This is a genomic window from Congregibacter sp., assembly GCF_965662665.1.
Taxonomy (GTDB): Bacteria; Pseudomonadota; Gammaproteobacteria; order Pseudomonadales; family Halieaceae; genus Congregibacter.
Genome location: NZ_CBFIIF010000005.1, coordinates 70,049 through 92,577 on the forward strand (window position 1 = coordinate 70,049; position 22,529 = coordinate 92,577).

The window sequence follows — 22,529 nt, forward strand, 5'->3', positions numbered from 1 at the left end:
TGCTGTATCCGCGGCGATACGCCGTGCACACTAAACTCATGATTTACCTTTTAGGGAGCGCTCAGCGTGACTCAATCCGCTTATCACCCAGCTGTTTTTTCGGCCCCCACTGACAACCCAAAGCTTGTCCGGTCTCTTTTCGGGGGCTGTATCGTCGCCGCTCTCAGTGCTTGCAGCGGTCAAATGACGGATAGCAGTGCTAAGCAGTACGACCCCGTCATCGCTGCACTGGAGGCTGCCGCCCGCGGCGAGGCTCATCCTGACGACCTGCATCCGGATACGGCAAAGTCTGGCAAAGCGATGACCGCCATGCAGTCCGCTTTTGATGTGCGACATTACACACTGTCTCTAAAAGTCATGCCGGAGACTCGCTCCATAGAAGGCAGCGTGGACGTCCGATTTGAAGCCCTCGAAGATCTGGATACTCTGCAACTGGACCTCGACCCCAGACTCTCGATCTACGGTGCCACCCTTGGCGACACGGCGCTAAACGTAAGCCGCGAAGCCGGCTCGTTTATGGTGAGCTTGCCGTCTACGCTGGACGCCGGTGAGAGCGCCAGCATTAGCGTTAGCTATGGCGGTAAGCCCCACGTTGCGCTGGCAGCGCCCTGGTTTGGCGGCTTTGTGTGGTCTGAGGTCGACGGCACGCCCTGGTTCGCCACGGCGGTCCAGGGCGACGGCTGCGACCTCTGGTGGCCCTGCAAGGACAATTTTGCCGATAAGCCCGACGAGGGCATTGACCTCGCAATCTCCGCTCCCAAAGGCGTGAAGATTGCGTCAGTAGGTGTGCTTAGCGCCGTCGATGAAGGCGACGACGGTTTTGATACCTGGCATTGGACTTCCAGACATCCTTACTCGGGCTACGCAGTCGCGATCAATGGCGGTCCTTACGAATTAGTCGAAGACGAGTATCAGGGCGTAAACGGTAGTCGCTACCCTATCCAGTTCTGGGCACTGGAGGAAAACGCCGACAAAGCGCGGGCACTGATTGCTTCGGACGTCATACCAGACCTCGAGTTCTTTGAACGCATTCTGGGCCCCTACCCCTGGGGTGATGAAAAAGCAGGCTTTGTAGAAACGCCTCATCTGGGGATGGAGCACCAGACTATCAATGGCTATGGAGAGCAGTACAAGCGCGGCCGTTATGGTTACGACTGGCTACTCCACCACGAACTGGCCCACGAGTGGTTTGGCAACGTGATGACCCACGCCCGTCCCGAAGACGCCTGGCTCCATGAAGGATATGGCGCCTACATGCAGGCGGTCTTTGCAGAAGAGACTATCGGCAATCTGGGTTACTACGACCATATGTATGGCGCCTACACCAATAACGAGCACTGCCTCCCCGTAGCAAATCCCGAAGTGGAGGATGCCGGCGAAGCCTTTGATAACCGGGACATCTACACCAAGGGCTCTTGGATGCTCCACAGTCTGCGTCGGCACATCGGTGAGGATGCCTTCTGGGCAGGCACACGAAGAGTGATATACGACACCGCTGAGCCCTGGTCGCTGAGCTATCCGATTCAATCGCGGTACCGTTCAACGGAGGACTTCATCGCCATCATGTCTGACGAGGCCGGTGAGGACATCAGTTGGATCGTCGAGACCTATCTCCGCGAAGCAGGCATGCCAGAGCTAGTCACTACTCGCAATGACGATACGCTATCGCTGTCGTGGAAGGTCCCTGGGGATCGTGACTTCCCCATGCCCGTGGACGTCAGCATTGATGGCGACGTTACGGTGGTCGACCTGTCATCAGGTCCCCAGACCCTGTCGATACCGACAGGCGCTCGAGTACTCATCGACCCCGACAGTAAAATATTGCGAACACTCCCTATTATTGGCGACTGTTCGGAGCAGACAGAACAGCAGATTCAGGACAACATCGAGCGCTTCACGCGCATGGCGAAAGACTACGGCTGGCAAAGAGACTAAGACATGACCTTACGCACAAAGAAGACATTCCGCACTTTGGCTCAGGCTCTGGCCTTGAGTGGTCTCACCACCCTGGCCAGCACTGCAGTGCTTAGTCAGGAAGTGATTGACCCCCGCATGCCGCACATCCTGGACCTCGATGAGCGAGCCGCCACCGTTGATCGCTGGCTCAAAGATCGGCTGGATACCTTAGTAGCACCCCTCATGCGCCGTGAGGGTGTGGACATGTGGATCCTCGTTGCGGGTGAATACGACGAAGACCCTGTAGTTAAAACCATGCTGCCCGCGACCTGGCTCGCTGCGCGACGCACAACCATCATGATTTTCCATGACCGTGGCGAAGAAGCCGGGGTTGAACGCCTGGCCGTTGCCCGCTACCCCGTAGCAGACTTGTTCCCTTCTGCATGGAACCCTGAGGAACAAGGCGATCAGTGGGAGCGTGTGGCCGAGATCATCCGCGAACGCGATCCCAAATCCGTCGCCATCAATTCCTCCGAGGACTTTCCTCTCGCCGATGGCCTCAGTGCCGGTATGCGTAGAAAGCTGGAGCGGGCCCTCGGTCCTTTGAATGAAAAAATCGTCGAGAAACATGGATTAGCCATAGGCTGGCTCGAGACGCGCACGGAGGCCGAAATGGCCGCCTACCCGCAGCTTGTTCGCATTGCTCACGCAATCATTGCGCAAATGTTTTCCGAGGAAACGATTACCCCGGGGATCACCACCACGGAAGATCTTCGCTGGCACCTGCGCCAGCATGTATCTGACCTTGGGCTGGATACCTGGTTTCACCCCAGCGTGCATGTGCAAAGAGCCTCCCAATCCGCATTTTCCATTGCCAATATGAGTTTGGATGAGGGTGATGTGATCATGCCCGGAGATTTCCTCCACGTGGATTTTGGCATCACCTATCTGCGACTCAATACGGATACCCAGCATCACGCCTACGTATTGCGTCCGGGCGAAACCGAAGCGCCCAAAGGCTTGAGAGATGGACTGGCGGCAGCCAACAAGGTGCAGGATGCACTGCTGGCCACTTTTAAAACCGGCCGCTCTGGCAATGAAATGCTAGCCGCCACGCGTAAAGCCATCGAGGCACAGGGCATCAAGGGCACGATTTATACCCACCCCTTAGGCCTCCATGGCCATGGCGCCGGTCCAGGAATAGGTATGTGGGATAACCAGGGACCCATGAAGGGCGCTCGAGGCGTCTACCCCTTGCGACCCAACACAGCCTGGTCCATCGAGCTCAATGCGGAGGCTGAGGTGCCCGAATGGGATGGACAAGTTGTTCGTTTCATGACGGAGGAAGATGCGTTTTTCGACGGTGAAACCGTGCGCTATCTGGATGGGCGTCAGACCGAAATCACGCTTATACCCCGGCAGCAGTAACGCCCGGCCGGTGAAACAAGAGCAGGACTAGCGCTCCCGCTCTTCGTCCAGGCCCGGTGCCTTGATCTTGATAAATGCCTGGGCCTCGGGCTCCACGTCCAGCAAAATGAAATTATCAATCACGGGGAACCGCGCAGGCAAAGTCGTTACCCATTCCTGATAGACCAGCAGAAAATCATCTTCGATCTCCGCTCCAATGGTCTCAAGTGTGATCGCAGAACCGGAGCCGCGGATACCTGCCTCTGAATCTCCCGCCTCGCTCACCGCAGGCAGCAGCTCAAAGCGCTCGTCCACGTACAAGGCAACGAGTGCCAGACTGCGCATCTCTTCGATCGCTAAGGTGCCGCCCATATAGCGATTGACGGCGATGGCATCGGCAAGATGCATGCGGTGGACTATCTCAAAACTCTCCCCGGACCAAACAATGTCAGTCCAGACTGCGTGTCCTCGGTGTGCCCAGCCGGCCGACACCCAAAGTACAAGCACTGCGCTGACAATCCAGCGCAGCACCTTTAGTGGGCCAGCGACGGAGTCTTCCGATCTAGCCGCCATTCGCAGGTGCTAAAGGAGCAGCCTTATCATCGTCTGCGTTCACCTTGGCACTGTCCTTTAGCTCGTGGAGCATATCGGCCATCAGGTTCCGCTTCTTGGAGTCCGACTTGTAAGCGGACAGGCGAGACTGATAAATCGCGGAGGGGAAGCGGTTGTTGCTGTAGTCCGCATCAGCTGTCTGATGCGCTCTATCCACTTCGATATAGGCAATGGGTTTGCTCTCGATCAGGCGATGAGTGACCTTGATCGCATTCTGGCGCCAAATCTCGGCAGCCAACTCCAAATCACGACTGCTACCATCCTCATAGTGAATGTGCAGCATCAGCGGCGAGGGAACGCCCCCGAGATTCTCGAAGTCCATAAAGTAGAAGAGATTGTCGTCCTCTATAGCCTGGGTAAATGCGCGCTGCTCCCAGGGCTCCAGCTTATCGAACTTGTCCGTCGCGTCGTTACGATCCTTGTTAGTGACCGTGTAGCGGTCATTCTCGCTGTACAGATCCTTCAGGTCTTCGAAACGCTCTGCCCGGGGCACAATGCCTTCGGCCTGATTGCGGGCAATGTTCACCGGCACAGGGTTGTCGCGGTCATGCTCCGCGCGGTCGAGAGGGTAGTCGACATCGGGGTCGCCGGTCTTGAGACGATAGGCGCGTACATCAGTGATCGCCACATCAACATAATCCGTGGTGTAAAACCATGCCCGCCAGAACCAGTCCAGATCTACGCCCGAAGCATCTTCCATGGTGCGGAAAAAATCCGAGGGCGTTGGCCGCTTAAACTTCCAGCGCTGGGCGTACTCCCGAAAGGCAAAATCAAACAGCTCTCGCCCCATTACAGTCTCGCGCAGCACGGTTAGCGCCGCAGCTGGCTTGCTGTAGGCATTCGGTCCCAAACGCAACACAGAATCCGACTGCGTCATCACCGGCACCTGATTAGGCGACATCATGTACTCGGGAATCATGTCCAGCACATTGGTCTCATTAACCAATGAGTTGGAGATCCGCCGGAACGCCGGGAAGTTCTCTTCCCACTCAAGCTCTGCGACATACTCCAGAAACGTGTTTAAACCTTCGTCCATCCAGGTCCACTGACGCTCATCCGAATTCACCACCATGGGGAAGTAGATGTGCCCCACTTCGTGGATCACAACACCAATAAGGCCGTACTTGATCCGCCGGGAATAGGCCCGCTCCGCCACTGCTCTGGATTCAGCAGAGTCGGGGTCATCGGGCTTCGCGCGCGGTGGATCAGGACGATAGCCGTTAAAGGTGATCATGGGATATTCCATGCCACCGCCTTCCCATGTGTTTACGGACTGCGCTGTGGGATAGGGGTAGTCAAAAGAGAACCGGCTGTACACATCCATTGTATGCACCACGGCCTGAGTGGAGTACTTGGACCAAACGGGTTCGGCTTCGTTGGGGTAGAAGGACATCGCGAGCACACGCTCGTGCTTGGCACCCGGCTGCTCGTGCGCCATGACGTCCCAGATAAATTTGCTGGAGCTCGCCCAGGCAAAATCTCTGACGTTCTCTGCTTCAAAGCGCCAGGTGCGCGTGCCATTGGCCTCGGACTTTTCATTCGCCAGGGCCTCTTCGGGTGTTACAACAAAACGGGGCTTATCGGAGCCGGCACTGGCCAGGCGTTCCTGTTGCTCATCAGTCAGCACATCACCGGCATTAGCAAGGGCGCCGGTAGAGGAGACAATGTGATTGTCCGGCACCGTCAGAGAGACATCATAGTCACCAAATTCCAAAGTGAACTCACCGCGGCCCAAGAAAGCCTTGTTGTGCCAACCGTCGTAGTCACTGTAGACCGCAAGCCGGGGAAACCACTGAGAAAGAAAGAATATCTGCGTATCTGACTCGTAAAACTGCTCGTAACCGCCGCGACTGCGCACAGTGTCACGCTCGATGATGTCGAAGGTCCACTCCACGTTGAAGCTCAGGTACTCACCGGACCCCAGGGGCTTTGGCAAGTCCACGCGCACCATGGTATCGACAACGGTGAAAGGCAGCTCTTCTCCGGCCTCGGCAGTAAAGCTCAGATTGCGATAGCCGTAATCACCAATGGATACCGCCTGATGGTCTCGAAGATTGCGATAGGACACTCGATCAGAACTCGACGTCCGCGAGCGGCGATCCAGAGAGTCCTTCTTGAAGCGGTTTTGGTCTAACTGCAGCCAAAGATAGCGCAGTGCATCCGGCGAATTGTTGGTGTAGACGATACGTGCGCTGGCGTCGATACGCCGCGCATCGGCATCAAGCTTTGCATCAATATCGTAGTCCGCCTGCTGCTGCCAGTAGGCATGACCCGGCGCACCGGAAGCCGTGCGATAAACGTTAGGCGATGGCAGAGTCTGCCCCAGCTGTGCAAAGGCATCTGCGCCCGAGCCAATAACTTCTTGTGCTTGAGTCGAAAGAGACAGGGGTGCCATACCCGCAACGATGAACCCCATCGTCAGGAAAAACGAGCGATAACGCATAGTAAAATTGATTAACCGTCGAGAAAATTAGCGGCGAAGGTTACCAGATGCCGAGGGGTCTTGGGAGTGACCCATATCAACGCGCCAGCAAATCGACAATCAGGTATCGTTCTACCTTTGGTATTTATGAGACACACCGGTGAAACGATTCTTCAAACTGTCGGCTGCACTCTTATGCTCGACACTCCTGGCCTGCGAAGGCAGCGGCCCGCACACTGTGCTGACAGCCACCCCGAACACCACTGCGAGCGCTGAGCAAAGCGACCAAGGAGCAACCATGCTTGTGGAATCCGGTGTGTCGATATCACTGGCAACGGAACGTGCCCGTCGTATCAGCGCTCTTAGCTACGATCTTGCGTTTTCTGTGCCCGAAGACGCAGCCATGCCAATGGAAGGTCGCGCGATCATTCGCTTCGAGCTCGACAGCGCAGAAACACCCCTGCAATTAGATTTTGCTCAGAGTAGTGAGCATCTGATATCTGTGCGCGCCGAGGGCAAGGACGTCGCCTATGCCTTCGACAATGAGCACATTGTCGTTTGTGAGTCGGCACTGCGCGTTGGCCAGAACGAATTAGTCGTGGAATTCACTGCCCCCCAAGACGCCGTGAACCGAAACCCAGATTATCTCTTCACGCTGTTTGTCCCTGACCGTGCCCGCCGGGCCTTTCCGCTGTTCGATCAGCCGGATCTCAAGGCACGCTATTCATTAATGCTGAAAACGCCTCCCAGCTGGACCGCCATGGGCAATGCACCTCTCAAAAGCACCGAGAGCATGGATGAAGGGCATGTCTTTCACTTTGCGACCACTGACCCACTTCCGTCCTATTTGTTTTCTTTTGTCGCTGGAGAATTCGAAACTCTGTCCCGCACGCTCCAGGGGCGAGAGATGACCCTGTTGCATCGGGAAACAGACGCCGACAAACTTGCCAGAAACCTCGATGCCATCTTTGAGATTCATGCAGACTCGCTGGACTGGCTGGAAACCTACACGGGTATCGACTACCCCTTCGAGAAATTTGGCTTTGCGCTAATCCCCGACTTTCCCTACGGAGGCATGGAGCACGTCGGCGCCATCCAGTACCGCGCATCATCGCTTTTGCTCGAGGAATCTCCCTCAGAAAGTCAGCTGCTTAATCGGGCGCAGCTTATCGCTCACGAAACAGCGCATATGTGGTTCGGCAACCTGGTGACCATGCGCTGGTTCAACGACGTGTGGACCAAGGAAGTCTTCGCCAACTTTATGGCGGACAAAATCGTGAACCCGCAGTTTCCCGACACGGATCACGAACTCAACTTCCTGGTCAGTCATTACCCGCAGGCCTACGGCGTAGACCGTACCCAGGGCGCGAATCCAATCCGCCAGCAGCTCGATAATCTCGACCTTGCAGGGCAGATGTACGGCCCGATCATTTATCACAAGGCGCCGATCATGATGCGCCAGCTGGAGTTGTTGTTGGGTGAAGCGGCTTTTCAAAGCGGTCTTCAAAGGTATCTCAGCGACTATGCTTACTCTAATGCCACATGGCCTGCACTCATTGAGATCCTTGACGAGAAAACTGACATCGACCTGGCCTCCTGGAGCGAGGTTTGGGTCAACACAGCGGGAATGCCTGTGTTCTCCTTAAGCGACGATGCGCAATTGCTTCGCCAAAATGACCCGTCGGGAGCGGGGCGTGAGTGGCCCCAGCAGTTCTCCGTGTGGTCCCTTGGTGACAGCGCGGAAGCGACCATTTTTGCCGCGGCTGAGGCAGAGCTGCCAAGAAGTGTCGCGGATAAGACGCCACAAACGCTGTTGTTCAATGCGAACGGTCTTGGGTACGGGCGCTTTCCGGTTAACAAGGATCTCTTTAATGCCTGGGATCGACTTACCCCACTCCAGCGGGGGGTATTGCTCGTTTCCAGCTTCGAGAGCCTTCTTTCCTATCCCGATGACAGCGCACCCGCGTACTGCGATGCACTCATTGACGTTGTAACGACCGATAGCAATGATCTTCTCATCGATCTGGCCGCCAACCAGTTGGCTTACGTTTACTTTAGCCTTCTCAGCCCTGAAGAACGCAAGGCGCGAAGCGCGAAGCTGGAGCGAAGCCTCTGGCAGACTATGGAGGCCCAGAAAACCCCAAGTAAGACGAAGATGTTCTTTGAGCTGTTCACGAACATCGCTCTCTCGGACGAGGCACTGAAGAAAATTTACGCCTTATGGAGTGGTGAAGCGCAAATGCCATCCTTGCGCCTCCAGGAAGCCGAAAAGGTTCGCCTTGCTGAGATACTGGCCGTGCGATTCGCCGATAATGTGGAAAGTGCCGACGCCATTATCGAAAAGCAGCGACAAGAAACCCTCAATCCCGATCGCCTTCGCCGACTCAACTTTCTGGCACCGGCACTGTCATATGACCCCAACATCCGAGATGCATTTTTTGAGTCCCTGAAGGCACCGGAAAATCGCGCCACCGAACTATGGGTGAGCGATGCCCTCAGACGACTCCATGATCCCACGCGGCTTGACCAGTCGGCACGCTATGTTCTGCCCAGCCTTGAGCTTCTTGAAGAGATTCAGGTGACCGGTGATATATTCTTTCCCAGCGCCTGGCTGAATCGAACCCTCAACGGACACAGCACGCCGGAACTTACGACAGTTGTACGCGAGTTTCTGAGGGAGCGACCCGACTACAACCCCCAACTGCGCATGAAGATACTTCAGGCTGCGGACCCCCTGTTTAGAGCAAGTGCGTTACGAAGCGGCGGCGAGCAGTGATGGCAGTACCGGACCGCGCACCACCGGCTCAAGGTGCGCTCAAACGCGAACTGGGCCTGGGCGCACTGGCAGCAACGGGTATTTGCTCCATGCTCGGCGCTTCGGTGTATGTCGTTCCCTTTATGATTCAGCGCAACGTGCCCGGCATCGGCTCCTGGGTTCTCCCAGCGTTTTTGTTTGCGGCGCTTCCGGCAATTCTGGCGGCACTGGCCTATGCGATTCTGGCATCGGCCATGCCCCGCGCGGGAGGTAGTTATCTCTACGCTAGCCGTGGGCTCAGTCCCTACCTGGGTTTTGTTGCCAGTTTCTCGCAGTGGTTCGGGCTATCTATTGTCATTGGCGTTATTGCCTACATCATCGTGCCTTTTATCCGTGACATCGCGCTTGCACTCCAATGGACACAAACTGCTGCGCTTCTCGAAAATGGCGCGGTCCGCGTGGGTCTCGCGCTCACTATGCTGTGGAGCTTTGTGGGCACCAATTTACTGGGTTCACGGTTTTATGCACGAACGCTAATACCCTTGATGGCCCTTATGTTTTCTCTCGGCGGCATCGTTGTATTCGCAGGCTTTACACACGATGCCACGGACTTTGCCGTAGGCTTACTGACTCGCGACAACCGGGTGATGGCAGAGGGCGTCGACACAGCATTCGACCTGAATACCTTTTTGGCGGCTGCGGCGATTCTTTTCTCAAGCTTTATTGGTTTTGACTCTATTGCCCAGGCAGGCGGCGAGGCTCGCAACCCCCGGCGCAACCTGCCCCTTGCCATTGGCATCGCTATGCTCAGTGTCGGCGGCTTTTATTTTTTGTTTACCGCTGCGGTGTATCACACTGTGCCCTGGCAGTTTGTCGCCGAGGAATCGCTTAGGCGTGACGTAACTGCGCCGGGACTGCTGAGTTACGTACTCCCCAACGGCTGGGCCGTTGCCATCATCGCAGGTGCCGCCATTGCCTTGCTGAACGATCTTCCTGCCATGCTCCTTGCCGTGTCCCGGCTTATGTTTGCCTGGGCTAAAGACGGTATTTTTCCCCGAGCCCTGGGTAACGTACACCCCAAACGCCACACACCGCAGACGGCGATTCTGGCGAGCGGCATGATGGCGACCGTGGGTATTTTAGGCAGCCACTTCGCGAGCGACTTTTTCCTGGGTATCGACATCATGGTGACGTCCATGCTCGTGAACTTTATGCTCATGTGCCTCACGGTGATTACGCTTCCCAAACGCAATCCTGCTCTTGCGAGCAAGATCACGGTGTTGAGCCACCGGCCAAGCCAACTCGCGCTGGCGTGGCTGGGAATGCTCATGCTCGTCGGATTCCTGATAATTCACGTGCGCAAGGATCTTAGTGCAGAATTGTCGGAATGGTACTTTCACTCGACTCCCATCTGGCTCATCGTCATGGCTCTGGGGAGCGGTGTTTATTTCCTTGAGCGGGGCCGACTGAAAAACAGTGGCGCTGATCTCGATGAGGTCTTCAAACAATTACCCCCGGAGTGAACATGAGCTCGCAGGAACGCTACACAGAACTCGCCCATGATCTGCGCATATCTCGCGTGATCACCGGCTTGTGGCAAATTGCAGACATGGAAAGAGATGGCGGCTCTGTGGATCTGGACAGCGCCGCACGCAGCATGCAGGCCTACACAGATGCAGGCTTGAGCACTTTTGATATGGCCGATCACTACGGCTCATCCGAAGAAATCGCCGGCCACTTTGCACAGCGCTATATCGATCGCGAGAACGTCCAATTGCTGACCAAGTGGGTTCCCAAACCCGGTGGCTCCAGCCGTGAAACCGTCCGCATCGCCGTCGAGCGCGCCCTCAGCCGCCTCAAGGCCGATCAGATACAGCTTCTGCAATACCATGCCTGGAACTATGCAGACCCCAGCTATCTCGACGACCTGAGCTATCTTAAAGAGCTTCAGGACGAAGGCCTTATCGGTCATTTGGGGCTTACCAACTTTGATACGGCTCATCTGCGGGTCGTCCTCGAGTCAGGCATCGATATCGTTTCCAATCAGCTGTGCTTTTCCTTATTGGATCAGCGCGCCGCGAACGGGATGCTTGAGCTCTGCCAGCAAAGAAACGTCAAGGTACTCGCCTTCGGAACCCTCGCCGGTGGCTTTCTATCCGAGCGCTGGCTCAACACCCCAGAGCCCGATCAAGCGGCGCTCGCGACCTGGTCGCAGATGAAATACAAGCGCTACATCGATGAGGCCGGTGGTTGGTCGCGCTTTCAAAACCTGCTGAACGTGCTCCATAAGACGGCGAAAGAGCATGAGGTCTCCATAGCCAACGTCGCCAGCCGCTTTATTCTGGAACAGGAAGGCGTAGGAGCAGTAATCATCGGTGCTCGTCTGGGCCAAAGCGAACATATAGAAAACAATAGTAAGTTGCTCAACTACTCACTGAACGAGGGTTCATGTGACGCTATTCGGGAAGCGCTGGGAAGCCTAAACGCAATCCACGGCGATTGCGGCGATGAATACCGCAAGCCGCCTTTTCTCACCGCATCCGGCGATCTCAGTCACCATATAGAGTCACTGCCAAGGCCCTACCCTACGGTCCCCGGATCTGATGGGCAAACGCTCGCTCTCAGTGGAACCATCTGGGAGGATCTGGCCGGATTTTCCCGCGCGGTGCGCAAAGGCAATACGATCTTTGTATCGGGCACCACAGCTACCCATGGCGACCGCGTTATCGGCGCAGACGACCCTACGGCACAGGCGCACTTTGTTATCGACAAACTGGAGGGGGCACTGCAATCCCTGGGCGCCGGTCTTGAGAGCGTGGTGCGCACGCGCATATTCATTCGCAACATGGATGACTGGGAGGCGGTAGCCAAAGTCCACGGTGAGCGATTTGGGAGCATTCAGCCTGCGAACACTCTCGTGCGAGCGGAGCTTGTGGGTGACGAGTATCTGGTTGAAATCGAAGCAGATGCTATCTGCCAGACTTAAATGAGTACCGAGCGATGAGCAGAATCGTTGTTTTTGGCAATTCCGGATCCGGCAAGTCGACCCTCGCCCTGGCTATGTCTGCCGATGCAGGCCTCGCCCATCTGGATTTGGACACCCTCGCCTGGGAGCCGACCACGCCTCCCGAGCGCAAAGCCCTGGCCGCTTCAGAGGCAGAAATTCTACGGTTCACAGAGTCACATCCAGACTGGATTATCGAAGGCTGCTACGCAGATCTTATTGCTCTCGTGCTGCCGCTTGCCGATGAGCTCATATTTCTGGATCTCTCGACTGAGGACTGCATTAGCCATGCGCGCGCCCGTCCCTGGGAGCCCCACAAGTACGAGTCTAAAGAAGCGCAGGATGCCAATCTTGAGATGCTCATAAGTTGGATAAGGGATTATCCGACGCGGGATGACAGCTGCTCAAGGCCAGCCCATAGGGCCTTGTTCGATGCGTTCACAGGCAAGAAAACGCGAGTGACTGATCCTCAGAGTAATCCAAAGAGCGATTGATCTTCTTTTGGCTAAAGCAGTCCCGCCGCACTTAGGCGTGGCCACTCTATGGCAGGACAACGATCCATCACCACTCGCACTCCCTGCTCCTCGGCCCGGGTGGCCGCGTCAACATCGATGACATCCAGCTGTGTCCATAAGGTGCCGGATCGACACTGAATCACGTCCTCTACAATCTCCGGAAGAAAACGCGCATGGCGAAATACATCAACCATATCAACGACCAGAGGTAAGTCTGCAAGAGCACCATAGACTTTCTGCCCCAGCAACTCTGATCCCGCCAGACCCGGATTCACGGGAAAAACTGAATAACCCTTCGCCAACAAAAAACGCATCACATCGTGACTGGGGCGTTCGGGTTTGGGACTCGCTCCAAGTAAGGCAATAGTCTTTACGGAACGCAAAACCTCCGCAATATCGGCATCGGCACTCAGAGGCATAAAACCTAGGCATCTCCCCAATTCGGGGTGCGCTTCTCAAAGAAGGCTGCCTTGCCCTCTTCAGCGTCGGGGGATGTCATCGCCCGAACCATGGCCTCGTTAGCATAGGCAAAGGCATCCTCAATAGGCATGTCCACCTGTCGATAAAAGTCAGCCTTGCCGTGACGAATGCCCTGAGCAGACTTCGCGGCTATGCGCTCGGCCAACTCGGTCGTTCTATCGACGAGCAAATCGCCGGGGACACACTCATTAATCAAACCAAAGCGAACAGCGTCCTCGGCACTGAACGCATCACCAGTCAAAGCCAAAGCCATGGCGTGCTTTCGGTGAACGTTACGACCAATCCCCACCAGCGGCGTCGTGCAGAAACCGCCCATGTTCACGCCGGGCGTGCAGAACTTGGCCGAATCCGCAGCGATAGCGAGATCACAGGCAGACACGAGCTGACAACCCGCTGCGGTAGCCGTGCCCTGTACGCAGGCAATAATCGCCTTAGGCGAATTCACGATGCCCAGCATCATCCGAGAGCAGGTATCCAAAATTTCGCGCATTCGCTGAACCTGGGACTCGCGGCTCTCACCGTCACTCTTGCTCATTTCCCGCAGGTCATGCCCCGCAGAAAAAACCGGCCCATTGGCAGCGATAACGATCGCGCGAACCGCAGGATCATCACCCGCCCGTTCAAGAGCATCTATGAGTGAATGCAGCATCTGCAGAGACAGTGGATTGCGCTGCTTCTCTCGATCAAGGGTAATCCAGCGCACATTGTTGCGCGTGGACTCTGTCAACGGTGCATCCATGTTCGGGACGGCTTCGGACATGTAAGACAACTCCTCTTTTTCGCCGCAGCGCTATCTCAGACTAGCGCCAACTTTGCGACTCTATTTGGGCAAGTACGCATATTAAGGTTCCATCCGCTCCTGTGGTAGGGTCTGCGTCCGACAAAATATTTGTCCCCCCATATGCAGACAGGAGATTTCATGCGGTTCCTTCATCTTCAATGGCTACGCGGCACAGGTTTAGCAGCTGCCAGCCTCGCTTTTGCGACATCACTCAGCACTTTCAATGTTAATGCCGACATCGATCCGGATACTTTTGCACCCGAAATACGCGCCCTTGAGTGGCGCGAAGTGGGCCCTTTCCGGGGCGGACGCTCTGCCGCGGTAGCAGGGCTGCCCGGCGACCGGGATAAATACTACTTTGGCTCTACCGGCGGCGGCGTCTGGATGACCGACAATGGCGGTACATCCTGGGACAATATCTCTGACGGCTATTTTGGCGGATCCATCGGTGCGGTGGCCGTGTCCGAATGGGACCCCAATGTTATCTACGTAGGCACGGGCGAAAAGACCGTGCGCGGTAACGTATCCCCGGGCGATGGCATGTGGAAGTCCATGGACGCCGGTGACACCTGGGCGCACATCGGTCTTGAGGACTCTCAGCACATATCTCGCGTTCGTATCCATCCTACCAATCCTGACGTCGCCTATGCGGCGGTGATGGGCCATCTGTTTGGCCCTAACGATCAGCGCGGGGTGTTTCGCACCACAGACGGCGGTGACAACTGGGAAAAGGTCCTGTTTGTAAACGACGAGGTCGGCGCGGTTGACTTGGCCATGGACCCCAGTAACCCGCGTATCTTGTACGCCAGTTTCTGGCGCGTAAAACGTACGCCTTACTCTTTGGAAAGCGGCGGTGAAGGATCAGGGCTATATAAGAGCGTAGACGGCGGTGACAACTGGGAAGAGCTCACGCGCAATGATGGACTACCTCGCGGCACCATTGGTATCAGCGGTGTCACGGTGTCTCCCAGCAACAATAAGAACGTTTACGCGATCATCGAAGCAGAAGATGGCGGTGTTTTTCGATCACGCGATGGTGGTAAGACCTGGGCCAAAACCAGCGAAAATCGTAATCTTCGCCAGCGCGCCTGGTACTACACACGCATCTTCGCCGATCCCGCTGATGAAGAAGCAGTTTATGTCGCCAACGTGCGGTTCCACTTCTCCAAAGACGGCGGCAAAACCTTCAGCGAAATCGATACTCCCCACGGCGACAACCACGACCTATGGATCGACCCCGCAGACCCCATGCGCATGATCCAGTCCAACGATGGCGGCGCCAACGTGTCCTATGATCGCGGCGAGACCTGGTCAACCCAGGCCAATCAGCCCACGGTACAGTTTTATCGTGTCGCTACCGACAATGACTTCCCCTACCGACTTCTCGGTGGGCAACAGGACAATTCCGCTGTACGTATTCGTTCACGGTCGGCCATGGGTTCGTCCATCGGTATTCGCGACTGGGAGCCGACCGCCGGTGGCGAAAGCGGCCACATCGCAGCCAAGCCAGATGATCCGGACGTCGTCGTAGGCGGTTCCTATGGCGGCTTGATGCGACTGGTCAATCACCGAACGGGTGAGCGCCGAGCACTGGATGTATGGCCGGACAACCCCATGGGTTGGGGCGCCGCAGAAGTAAAGTATCGCTTTCAGTGGAACTACCCGATTGCCTTCTCAAAGCACGATCCTGACGTTCTGTTTGTTTCGGCAAACGCGGTATTCCGCAGTGATGACCTGGGCTACAACTGGACCCAGATCAGTCCAGACCTAACTGTTAATGACAAGAGCCGCATGGGCAAATCTGGCGGTCCCATCACCAAGGACGATACCGGCGTTGAGTATTACGGCACCGTGTTTGTGCTCACTGAATCACACCACGAAGCCGGTGTACTCTGGGCGGGCAGCGATGACGGCAAGGTCCACGTTACTCGTGACGGCGGCGAAAACTGGAAGGACGTAACGCCTTCTGCACTCCCCGAGTGGGCGATGGTAAACAGCATCGACATAGACCCCTTCAATGAAGGCGGCGCTTATCTGGCGGCCACCCGCTACAAGATGGACGACTTCAAGCCCTATCTGTTCTACACAGACAACTGGGGCCGGAGTTGGAAGCGCATCAGCGGCAATATCCCTGATGATCACTTCACCCGCGTGGTGCGAGCAGATACAGAACGCGAGGGCCTACTCTTTGCCGGCACCGAGCGTGGCGCTTACTACTCCTTGAACAACGGCGATGACTGGAGCCCCATCCAGCTCAACCTGCCTATCGTGCCCGTCACAGATATGCAGATTAAGAACGGCGACCTCATTGCCGCCACTCAGGGCCGGGGCTTTTGGATCATGGATGATCTGAGCACCCTGCGTCAGCTACCCGAAAAGCAGCATAAAACGGCGCATCTCTACACCCCCCGCCCCTCTTATCGCATGCTCTCTCGAGGCTGGGATCGCTCCAAGGGGCCTGCGGGGACCAATCCCGATGATGGCGTAGCTCTTTACTACACGCTTCCCGATGATCTTGCGGACGATGCTGCCATTGAGCTGTCTGTCTATAAGGACGGTGACGATGATGCCATCTGGACCTGGTCACGGGAGCCGGGTGCTGACGACGAGAAGATGCCCAAGAGTGCCAGCGGTGAGCCAGACACTCGAGTGCTGAGCGCCGATGCAGGCCTGAACCGCTATGTGTGGAACCTCGACTATCCCGGCATGAAGCGCTTCGATGGACTGATTCTCTGGTCTGACAAAAAGACCGGTCCTCGGGCCGTTCCCGGTCAATACCGCGCTGAACTTGCAGTGGACGGCGAGCGTCAGAGCGTCGCCTTTGAGGTAGTGAAAGATCCGCGCTCTACGGCGACACCCCAAGACCTCGCTGCGCAGTTCGACTTTGTGCTGGAGACCCGAGACCTTCTCTCGCGAATCCACGAAGAGATTGGACAGATACGTAGCTTCCGCTCGCAGCTTGATGCTCTCGAATCGCGTCTGGTGACAGACGGAGACAGTGTTGATGATCCATCGCCTTTGCTAGGCGACGTGCTTGCCATGGGTGAAACCATAACCGCCGTTGAAGAGGCTCTCTATCAGACTAAGAACCAAAGTCGCCAGGACCCTCTCAACTTCCCCATCCGTTTGAACAACAAACTGGTGAGTCTCATGGGGATGGTGGCAACGGGTGATGCGGCGCCTACCAGTCAGGCGATGGAGTTCAAGACCGAGCTCACGGCGACTATCGAGGCGCAACTATCGACTCTGCAGAGAGTTTGGAACGACGACGTGCCAGCCCTCAACGAGCAGATCAAAGCGCAGGGCATGGACATGATCTCGCTGGGTGCGGATTGACAGCCCCCATGGGCAATGGCGTGACCGCTAGCGCGGCGCGCCTGCCTTTCATCAGACGCGCTCTGGGGGTCAGCTTATTGCTGGCCACCGCGTCTGTTGCTCCTCTGGCAAGTGCGCAAACCGAAGAACCCTACAGCTATTACGGCGGCGAGATAGACGTCGAGGAAAAGAACGCAGCCATAGAAGCCTGTGAGTATCAGCTACTCGTGGAAGAGCAGCGCTGTAATCTTCGCGCGAACAAGTCCAGATGCATTAAAGAAGTACATCGCGAGTGCCGCGAGGAGTATGCGGACGCGAATTCCACAGAAAGTAAACCCGAAGACAATTGAGCCACTACTGGGCGCGCTTCAAAACCGTGGGCGGTAAGCGCTTTCGTTTTGATACGCGTATCTACCTTGAGCCGAAAGATGCACCAGACTCACAGGACCCGGTACTGGGATGCATCATCGGCAAAAACCCGGGCTCCGCAATGCCGGGCAAACGTAGCAGCGCACTCACACCTATTATTCTCTCCGGCGACAAGTTTCTGCCCACGGTGCTGTCTATCGTTCGGCAGTCCTATGCACTAACTGCGATCGCCCCCCCGAGAAATAGCTACGTGCAGGTACTCAATCTCTTCTATCTTTGCGACCGCGATTTAGCGCAGGCAAAACGTTCCCTATCGAGCGTCAAACGGCCACCTATCTGCCCAAGCGAACAACAGCAGTTTCCTTGGGCGTGGTTCGCCTGGGGCGGTGCCGATCCAGTGTTGGACCCCCTGAAACCGCGCTTTGAACAGTTACAGAGCAACAGGGATTTCTACTACTCGCGGGATCTGAAACGTGTGATTGCCGAGCGTCCAGATTCTCAAGAGCTCGCCAAACACACTCAGGGCATGCCTCAGTCTCAGGTCGTCGATCATCTTGCAAAGCTGATAGCGCGCTAAGAGCCCCTGAGGGTTTACCCGCAGCAACTCGCTCTGTAAAAAGAACCCTGCATAGTCACTCTGAGGACATCCAGCACATGCCCAAATCCTTACTTACGATGATAGTCGGCTGCCTGATTTCAACCATGGCTCCCCTGAGCTACGGGCAATCGACGCTCTCCCGGGATATTGATGCGATTTTTTCGGGGATCAGCGACAACGGGCCGGGATGCAGCGTAGGACTCGCAAAAGACGGAGAGTGGATTCACAAAACAGGTTATGGCCTAGCGAATATGGAGCTTATGGTGCCTCTGGATGGCAGCCACTTGCACCGCATGGCTTCGGTATCCAAACAGTTCACTGCCATGGCCGTATTGCTGCTGGCAGACGAAGGCAAGCTCTCTCTGAATGCAGACATTCGCGACTATCTAGCAGAGCTGCGGCCCTACGGGGCCACAGTCACCATCAACGCCATGCTCGGCCACGTATCGGGCATGGGCGACTACGATCTGATTGCCGGGTCTTACGAAGGGCCTAAAGCCGCGAATGGGATCGACCTCAAGTCCGCGGCCGGTGGCGAGTTTCGATTGGGTAACGAAGACTATCTAACCATCGACGAATTCTATGCCGTTGTTGCGCAGCTACCCCTCGCCCAGGCCCCGGACGAGGGTTTTCGCTACAGCAATCTCGCCTACTTCCTGCTGTCCATGCTGGTAGAAACTGTTTCGGGCGAAACCCTGCGTGAGTACGCCGATCGTCGAATGTTTACACCCCTGGGAATGCACAACAGCTTTTTCAGTGATAACCCCGTAGAGATCGTCGCGAATCGCGCCGATGGCTATGTAAAGAACGAAGACGGTCAATACATCAACGATATGACCAATCTATTTTGGGTGGGTGACGGCGGGCTACATACTAATTTAGACGACATGCTGATTTGGGATACGCACTTCTATGCACCCAGGCTTGGCAATGACCCGACATCGTTTATTGCGGCTATGAATACGCCCAACAGTGCGCATGAAACCAACGGCCGCCTCTATGCCAACGGTCAGAACATAAACAGCATGAATGGCGAGCTTGTGTTTACCCACTCGGGAGGATGGTTGGGCACCAGCACTTACTATGCACGGGCACCCGAAAAGCATGCCTCGCTGATGATGATGTGTAACGACGCTGGCCTTGATGTGGGGAGTCTGGCCGAACAGTCTCTGGAGCGACTCTTAAAGATCGACTAGCGTTAGTCAGCTATCGGAGATGCTTGCCGTCAAGGTAGTACCAGCGTCCCTCGATTTTTTCGAAGCGACTGATCTCGTGGAGCCGATGACCTTTGCCGGCGACTTTGAAACGCGCTACGAATTCGACAGTTCCGGCGCTGTCCTCTGACCCTCCCGCCGCTGCATCTTTAATACGCAGCCCCAACCAACGCTGCTCACTATCAAAGCGCACGCGACTAGGCCGGGTCTTGGGGTGCCAGGTAGCTAACAGATAGGCGTCATCACCAGCTACAAAGGCACTATAACGAGAGCGCATAAGCTGCTCGGCGCTTTCAGGGATCGCATTTCCATCCAGAAACGGCCCGCAGCAGACTGAAAAAGCCCTCCCACTTTGACAGTGGCAGGGCTCTGAATCGACAGCCAAGCTTAAGCTCCCTCAGTCACGAAAGGCCTAAAGAGGGTGTACCCTCACAGACAGGTCACTGATGCCCCGTACAAAGTTAGACTGTACGCGCTCGGGTTCGCCGACAACCTCTACCTTGCTGAAACGCTGCATGATCTCTTCCCAGAGAATCCGCAGCTGCATCTCGGCCAGTCGGTTACCCATGCAGCGATGGACGCCAAAACCAAAGGACATATGCTTGCGCGGATTGTCTCGATCGATGATGAAGCTATTGGCATTCTCAATAACCGTGTCGTCATGGTTGCCGGAGATGTACCACATCACGACTTTTTCACCCTTGCGAATAGTCTTGCCCTGAAACTCCACATCCTTATTAGCGGTGCGTCGCATATGCATGAGCGGCGTTAGCCAGCGAATGACTTCCGAGACCATGGACGGAATCAGATCTGGGTTTGCTCGCAGCTTGTCATACTCCCCAGGGTTCTGGTTGAGCGCTAAAACACCGGCGCTGGCGGAGTTACGAGTCGTATCGTTACCACCGATTATGAGTAGCAACAGGTTTCCCAGGTACTCCATGGGATCGTCAACCATGTCTTTGGTGTTGGGATCGCGCTGGAGCATGCGTATGAGATCTAAGGTCTCCACGCCGTCATCCTTGCGCTCATGCCAGATTCGCGTGAACGTTTCCAAACAGTCATGGAGACCCGTCAGGCGCTCTTCGGGATCCACATCGCCACCCGCAATTTCCGGAGAACCGGCCCCTAAATCTGACCAATAGGTGAGCTTGGAGCGATCCTCAAACGGAAAGTCAAACAGCGTCGCAAGCATTTGTGTGGTGAGATTGATGGACACACGATCTACCCAGTTAAACGTCTCTCCAACGGGCAATCTGTCCAGTATTTCCACAACCCGGGAGCGAATCAAAGACTCCATCTCCACAAGATTTTTAGGCGCAACCACGCCCTGCACAGCACGCCGCTGCACGTCATGCTTTGGCGGATCCATGGAAATAAACTGAGTCACGGGCAACTCTTCCGTGAGGCCTCCAATGACGATCGTGGGCTCTGATGAAAAGTCTTCAAAGTTGCTATCCACCGCGACAATATCTTCCCAACAGGTGATAGACCAGAAGGGTCCGAATTGACTATCCGCAACGTAATGCACGGGGTCTTCTTTGCGGAGACGCTCAAAATACGGACGCCAGGCATCCTGTTGGTAAATACGTGAGTCACTCACGTCGATGTCTTCCAAAGCCATCTCGCTTGGATTGGGCAGCTGCTCAGCAATATTCATAATTATTATTCCCGCTTACATTTGATATTCAGGAAGCCGAACCACCAGACCGTCCATATCGTCGGAGACGTCGATCTGACAGCTCAAACGCGAATTCTCAGCGCGGTCGGGCCGCATACCCAGCATCGACTCTTCCAACATTTCAACACCACCGGTCAGCGCAGCCCAGGGCTCTTCTACAAAACAATGGCAGGTGCCGCAGGCGCAGGCGCCACCGCAATCGGCATCAATGCCCGGTACGTCGTTATCGATAGCATTGAGCATGAGGGACTTGCCCACTTCGGCTTCGATTGTGTGACTCTCGCCGTTGTGCTCGATAAGGGTGATCTTTGGCATAGTTTTATTCTCAGTGACGAATTTATGCGTAGCACTTTACCGAATAAGTTACTGCCTAAGGGGTTATAATTTGCCATAGGGGGGTTATAATTTGCCATTAATGAAGCATACAAAAATCAGTTCTGACGCAAGCGACTTCCAACTACCCAGTACCTACGCACGGATCATTGCGCGTGTCGCGAAGCTTCAAGAACGGGATCTGTACAAGCTTCTGGTAGGGACAGGACTCCCTGCAAGTATTCTTATGCCTGGCGATGAAACCTTTATCTCGGGAGACCAGCAACTTCAGATCATGCACAACGGTCGGGAACTGCTGGGGTCAGCAGACTTCGGTCTACGCCTGGGTGAACAATTACACCCCTCCGCCCATGGTCCCCTCGGATATCTCGCCCTGTGTAGCCCGGACCTCATGAGCGCGCTCTTTGCACTGCGGGACTATCTCCCTCTCCGGCTACCCTGGGTAGCCATCGACATCAATGTGTCAAACGAAACAATTCACTGTGAACTTCGTATACAGATGTCCATTGACGAAAATTCCTACGCACAGATCACCATCGCCGAGTGCTTCGCCATGGTGCTGCAATCTTTTGTGGAGGCGGTCTTGCGACGCCCCGCGACCGAGGCGGTCATCAACTTCGCTCATCACAAACCAGCCCATGCGCAATGCTATGACCAGTTTCTGCATGCGCCCTACCGCTTTGAGGTCGAGCAAAGCAGCTACATCCTTCCCGGCGAACTGGCCAATGCGCCTAACGCCACCAGTGACAACGCGTCGTTTCGACTAACCCAGCAGCTTTGTAATTCGCTTTTGGAGCAAACACCGCGCTCCGGTAGTTCCATGGCAGACCGGGTGAGAACCCTCATGTTGCTACGACCCATAGAGTCGATCGCAGAGCCCGATATTGCGCGGGCGCTGTTTGTATCTAAACGCACTCTGGGTCGTCGTCTACAAACCGAAGGCACCAGCTATCGCCGGTTAAAGGACCAGTTTCTGGCTGAGTTAGCACGCCGTTACCTGCTGGAACCTCGCCAAACTGTTGAAGGCGTGGCGGCGTCTCTGGGGTATCACGACGCCGCCGCTTTTCGAAAGGCTTTTAAACGCTGGACCGGGATGACGCCAAAACTTTACCGGCAAACGCCGCCCTCAACATAAACAAGGGCGGGGCTT

Annotated in this window: 18 protein-coding genes; 11 read left to right on the plus strand and 7 right to left on the minus strand. The window is 55.8% G+C overall.

Features of this window, described 5'->3' with window-relative positions; genetic code table 11:
- Nucleotides 1-183 precede the first annotated feature (183 nt).
- Both ACTG39_RS03540 and ACTG39_RS03545 read left to right on the plus strand, forming a co-directional pair.
- A complete protein-coding gene (locus tag ACTG39_RS03540; protein WP_439106153.1) occupies nt 184-1,935 on the plus strand; it encodes a M1 family metallopeptidase in 1,752 nt (583 codons plus the stop codon).
- Nucleotides 1,936-1,938: 3 nt separating this feature from the next.
- Complete coding sequence (locus ACTG39_RS03545) at nt 1,939-3,324, plus strand: M24 family metallopeptidase (RefSeq protein WP_439106154.1); 1,386 nt, start codon at nt 1,939-1,941, stop codon at nt 3,322-3,324.
- Nucleotides 3,325-3,351: 27 nt separating this feature from the next.
- On the opposite strand, the gene ACTG39_RS03550 is transcribed toward ACTG39_RS03545, so the two are convergent.
- Both ACTG39_RS03550 and ACTG39_RS03555 read right to left on the minus strand, forming a co-directional pair.
- On the minus strand, nt 3,352-3,876 hold the full coding sequence (locus tag ACTG39_RS03550; RefSeq protein ID WP_439106155.1) for a DUF6702 family protein: 525 nt from the start codon (nt 3,874-3,876) through the stop codon (nt 3,352-3,354).
- Nucleotides 3,866-6,358, minus strand: coding sequence for a M1 family metallopeptidase (locus ACTG39_RS03555; protein ID WP_439106156.1), 2,493 nt, complete (start codon nt 6,356-6,358; stop codon nt 3,866-3,868). Before ACTG39_RS03555 ends, ACTG39_RS03550 begins: the two co-directional genes overlap by 11 nt.
- A 277-nt stretch (nt 6,359-6,635) precedes the next feature.
- Here ACTG39_RS03555 and ACTG39_RS03560 point away from each other — a divergent pair, with 277 nt between their 5' ends.
- From ACTG39_RS03560 to ACTG39_RS03575, 4 genes are read left to right on the plus strand one after another with little or no spacing between them, the layout of a single operon-like run.
- A complete protein-coding gene (locus ACTG39_RS03560) occupies nt 6,636-9,113 on the plus strand; it encodes a M1 family metallopeptidase (protein ID WP_439106157.1) in 2,478 nt (825 codons plus the stop codon).
- Complete coding sequence (locus tag ACTG39_RS03565; protein ID WP_439106158.1) at nt 9,113-10,615, plus strand: APC family permease; 1,503 nt, start codon at nt 9,113-9,115, stop codon at nt 10,613-10,615. Before ACTG39_RS03560 ends, ACTG39_RS03565 begins: the two co-directional genes overlap by 1 nt.
- Before the next feature lie 2 nt (nt 10,616-10,617).
- Nucleotides 10,618-12,078, plus strand: a complete 1,461-nt coding sequence (locus ACTG39_RS03570) for an aldo/keto reductase (RefSeq protein WP_439106159.1) — start codon at nt 10,618-10,620, stop codon at nt 12,076-12,078.
- Nucleotides 12,079-12,092: 14 nt separating this feature from the next.
- Complete coding sequence (locus tag ACTG39_RS03575; protein ID WP_439106160.1) at nt 12,093-12,590, plus strand: shikimate kinase; 498 nt, start codon at nt 12,093-12,095, stop codon at nt 12,588-12,590.
- Nucleotides 12,591-12,601: 11 nt separating this feature from the next.
- Here ACTG39_RS03575 and ACTG39_RS03580 read toward each other — a convergent pair whose 3' ends face one another.
- Nucleotides 12,602-13,030, minus strand: coding sequence for a CoA-binding protein (locus ACTG39_RS03580; RefSeq protein WP_439106161.1), 429 nt, complete (start codon nt 13,028-13,030; stop codon nt 12,602-12,604).
- A gap of 5 nt (nt 13,031-13,035) precedes the next feature.
- Nucleotides 13,036-13,851, minus strand: a complete 816-nt coding sequence (locus tag ACTG39_RS03585; RefSeq protein ID WP_439106162.1) for an enoyl-CoA hydratase — start codon at nt 13,849-13,851, stop codon at nt 13,036-13,038.
- A 159-nt stretch (nt 13,852-14,010) separates the two neighbouring features.
- Between ACTG39_RS03585 and ACTG39_RS03590 the strand changes: the two genes are divergently transcribed.
- The 4 genes from ACTG39_RS03590 to ACTG39_RS03605 all read left to right on the plus strand — a co-directional run bounded on the left by ACTG39_RS03590 (nt 14,011) and on the right by ACTG39_RS03605 (nt 19,350).
- Nucleotides 14,011-17,208, plus strand: a complete 3,198-nt coding sequence (locus tag ACTG39_RS03590) for a WD40/YVTN/BNR-like repeat-containing protein (RefSeq protein ID WP_439106163.1) — start codon at nt 14,011-14,013, stop codon at nt 17,206-17,208.
- Complete coding sequence (locus tag ACTG39_RS03595) at nt 17,205-17,537, plus strand: hypothetical protein (RefSeq protein ID WP_439106164.1); 333 nt, start codon at nt 17,205-17,207, stop codon at nt 17,535-17,537. Before ACTG39_RS03590 ends, ACTG39_RS03595 begins: the two co-directional genes overlap by 4 nt.
- On the plus strand, nt 17,534-18,133 hold the full coding sequence (locus ACTG39_RS03600) for a hypothetical protein (RefSeq protein WP_439106165.1): 600 nt from the start codon (nt 17,534-17,536) through the stop codon (nt 18,131-18,133). The genes ACTG39_RS03595 and ACTG39_RS03600 overlap by 4 nt, the downstream gene beginning before the upstream one ends.
- Nucleotides 18,134-18,210: 77 nt before the next feature.
- The gene (locus ACTG39_RS03605; protein ID WP_439106166.1) at nt 18,211-19,350 is read left to right on the plus strand and encodes a serine hydrolase domain-containing protein; all 1,140 of its coding nucleotides are present in this window, start codon (nt 18,211-18,213) and stop codon (nt 19,348-19,350) included.
- Nucleotides 19,351-19,360: 10 nt separating this feature from the next.
- Here ACTG39_RS03605 and ACTG39_RS03610 read toward each other — a convergent pair whose 3' ends face one another.
- The 3 genes from ACTG39_RS03610 to ACTG39_RS03620 are packed head-to-tail and all read right to left on the minus strand — an operon-like array spanning nt 19,361 to nt 21,361.
- Nucleotides 19,361-19,753 carry a YchJ family protein gene (locus ACTG39_RS03610; protein ID WP_439106167.1) on the minus strand — a complete coding sequence of 131 codons (393 nt, stop codon included), beginning with the start codon at nt 19,751-19,753 and terminating at the stop codon, nt 19,361-19,363.
- A 27-nt stretch (nt 19,754-19,780) separates the two neighbouring features.
- Nucleotides 19,781-21,025: a cytochrome P450 gene (locus ACTG39_RS03615; protein ID WP_439106168.1), complete on the minus strand. Its 1,245-nt coding sequence runs from the start codon at nt 21,023-21,025 to the stop codon at nt 19,781-19,783.
- A 15-nt stretch (nt 21,026-21,040) separates the two neighbouring features.
- Nucleotides 21,041-21,361 carry a 2Fe-2S iron-sulfur cluster-binding protein gene (locus ACTG39_RS03620; RefSeq protein WP_439106169.1) on the minus strand — a complete coding sequence of 107 codons (321 nt, stop codon included), beginning with the start codon at nt 21,359-21,361 and terminating at the stop codon, nt 21,041-21,043.
- A gap of 100 nt (nt 21,362-21,461) precedes the next feature.
- Here ACTG39_RS03620 and ACTG39_RS03625 point away from each other — a divergent pair, with 100 nt between their 5' ends.
- The gene (locus ACTG39_RS03625) at nt 21,462-22,514 is read left to right on the plus strand and encodes an AraC family transcriptional regulator ligand-binding domain-containing protein (protein WP_439106170.1); all 1,053 of its coding nucleotides are present in this window, start codon (nt 21,462-21,464) and stop codon (nt 22,512-22,514) included.
- Nucleotides 22,515-22,529: the final 15 nt, after the last annotated feature.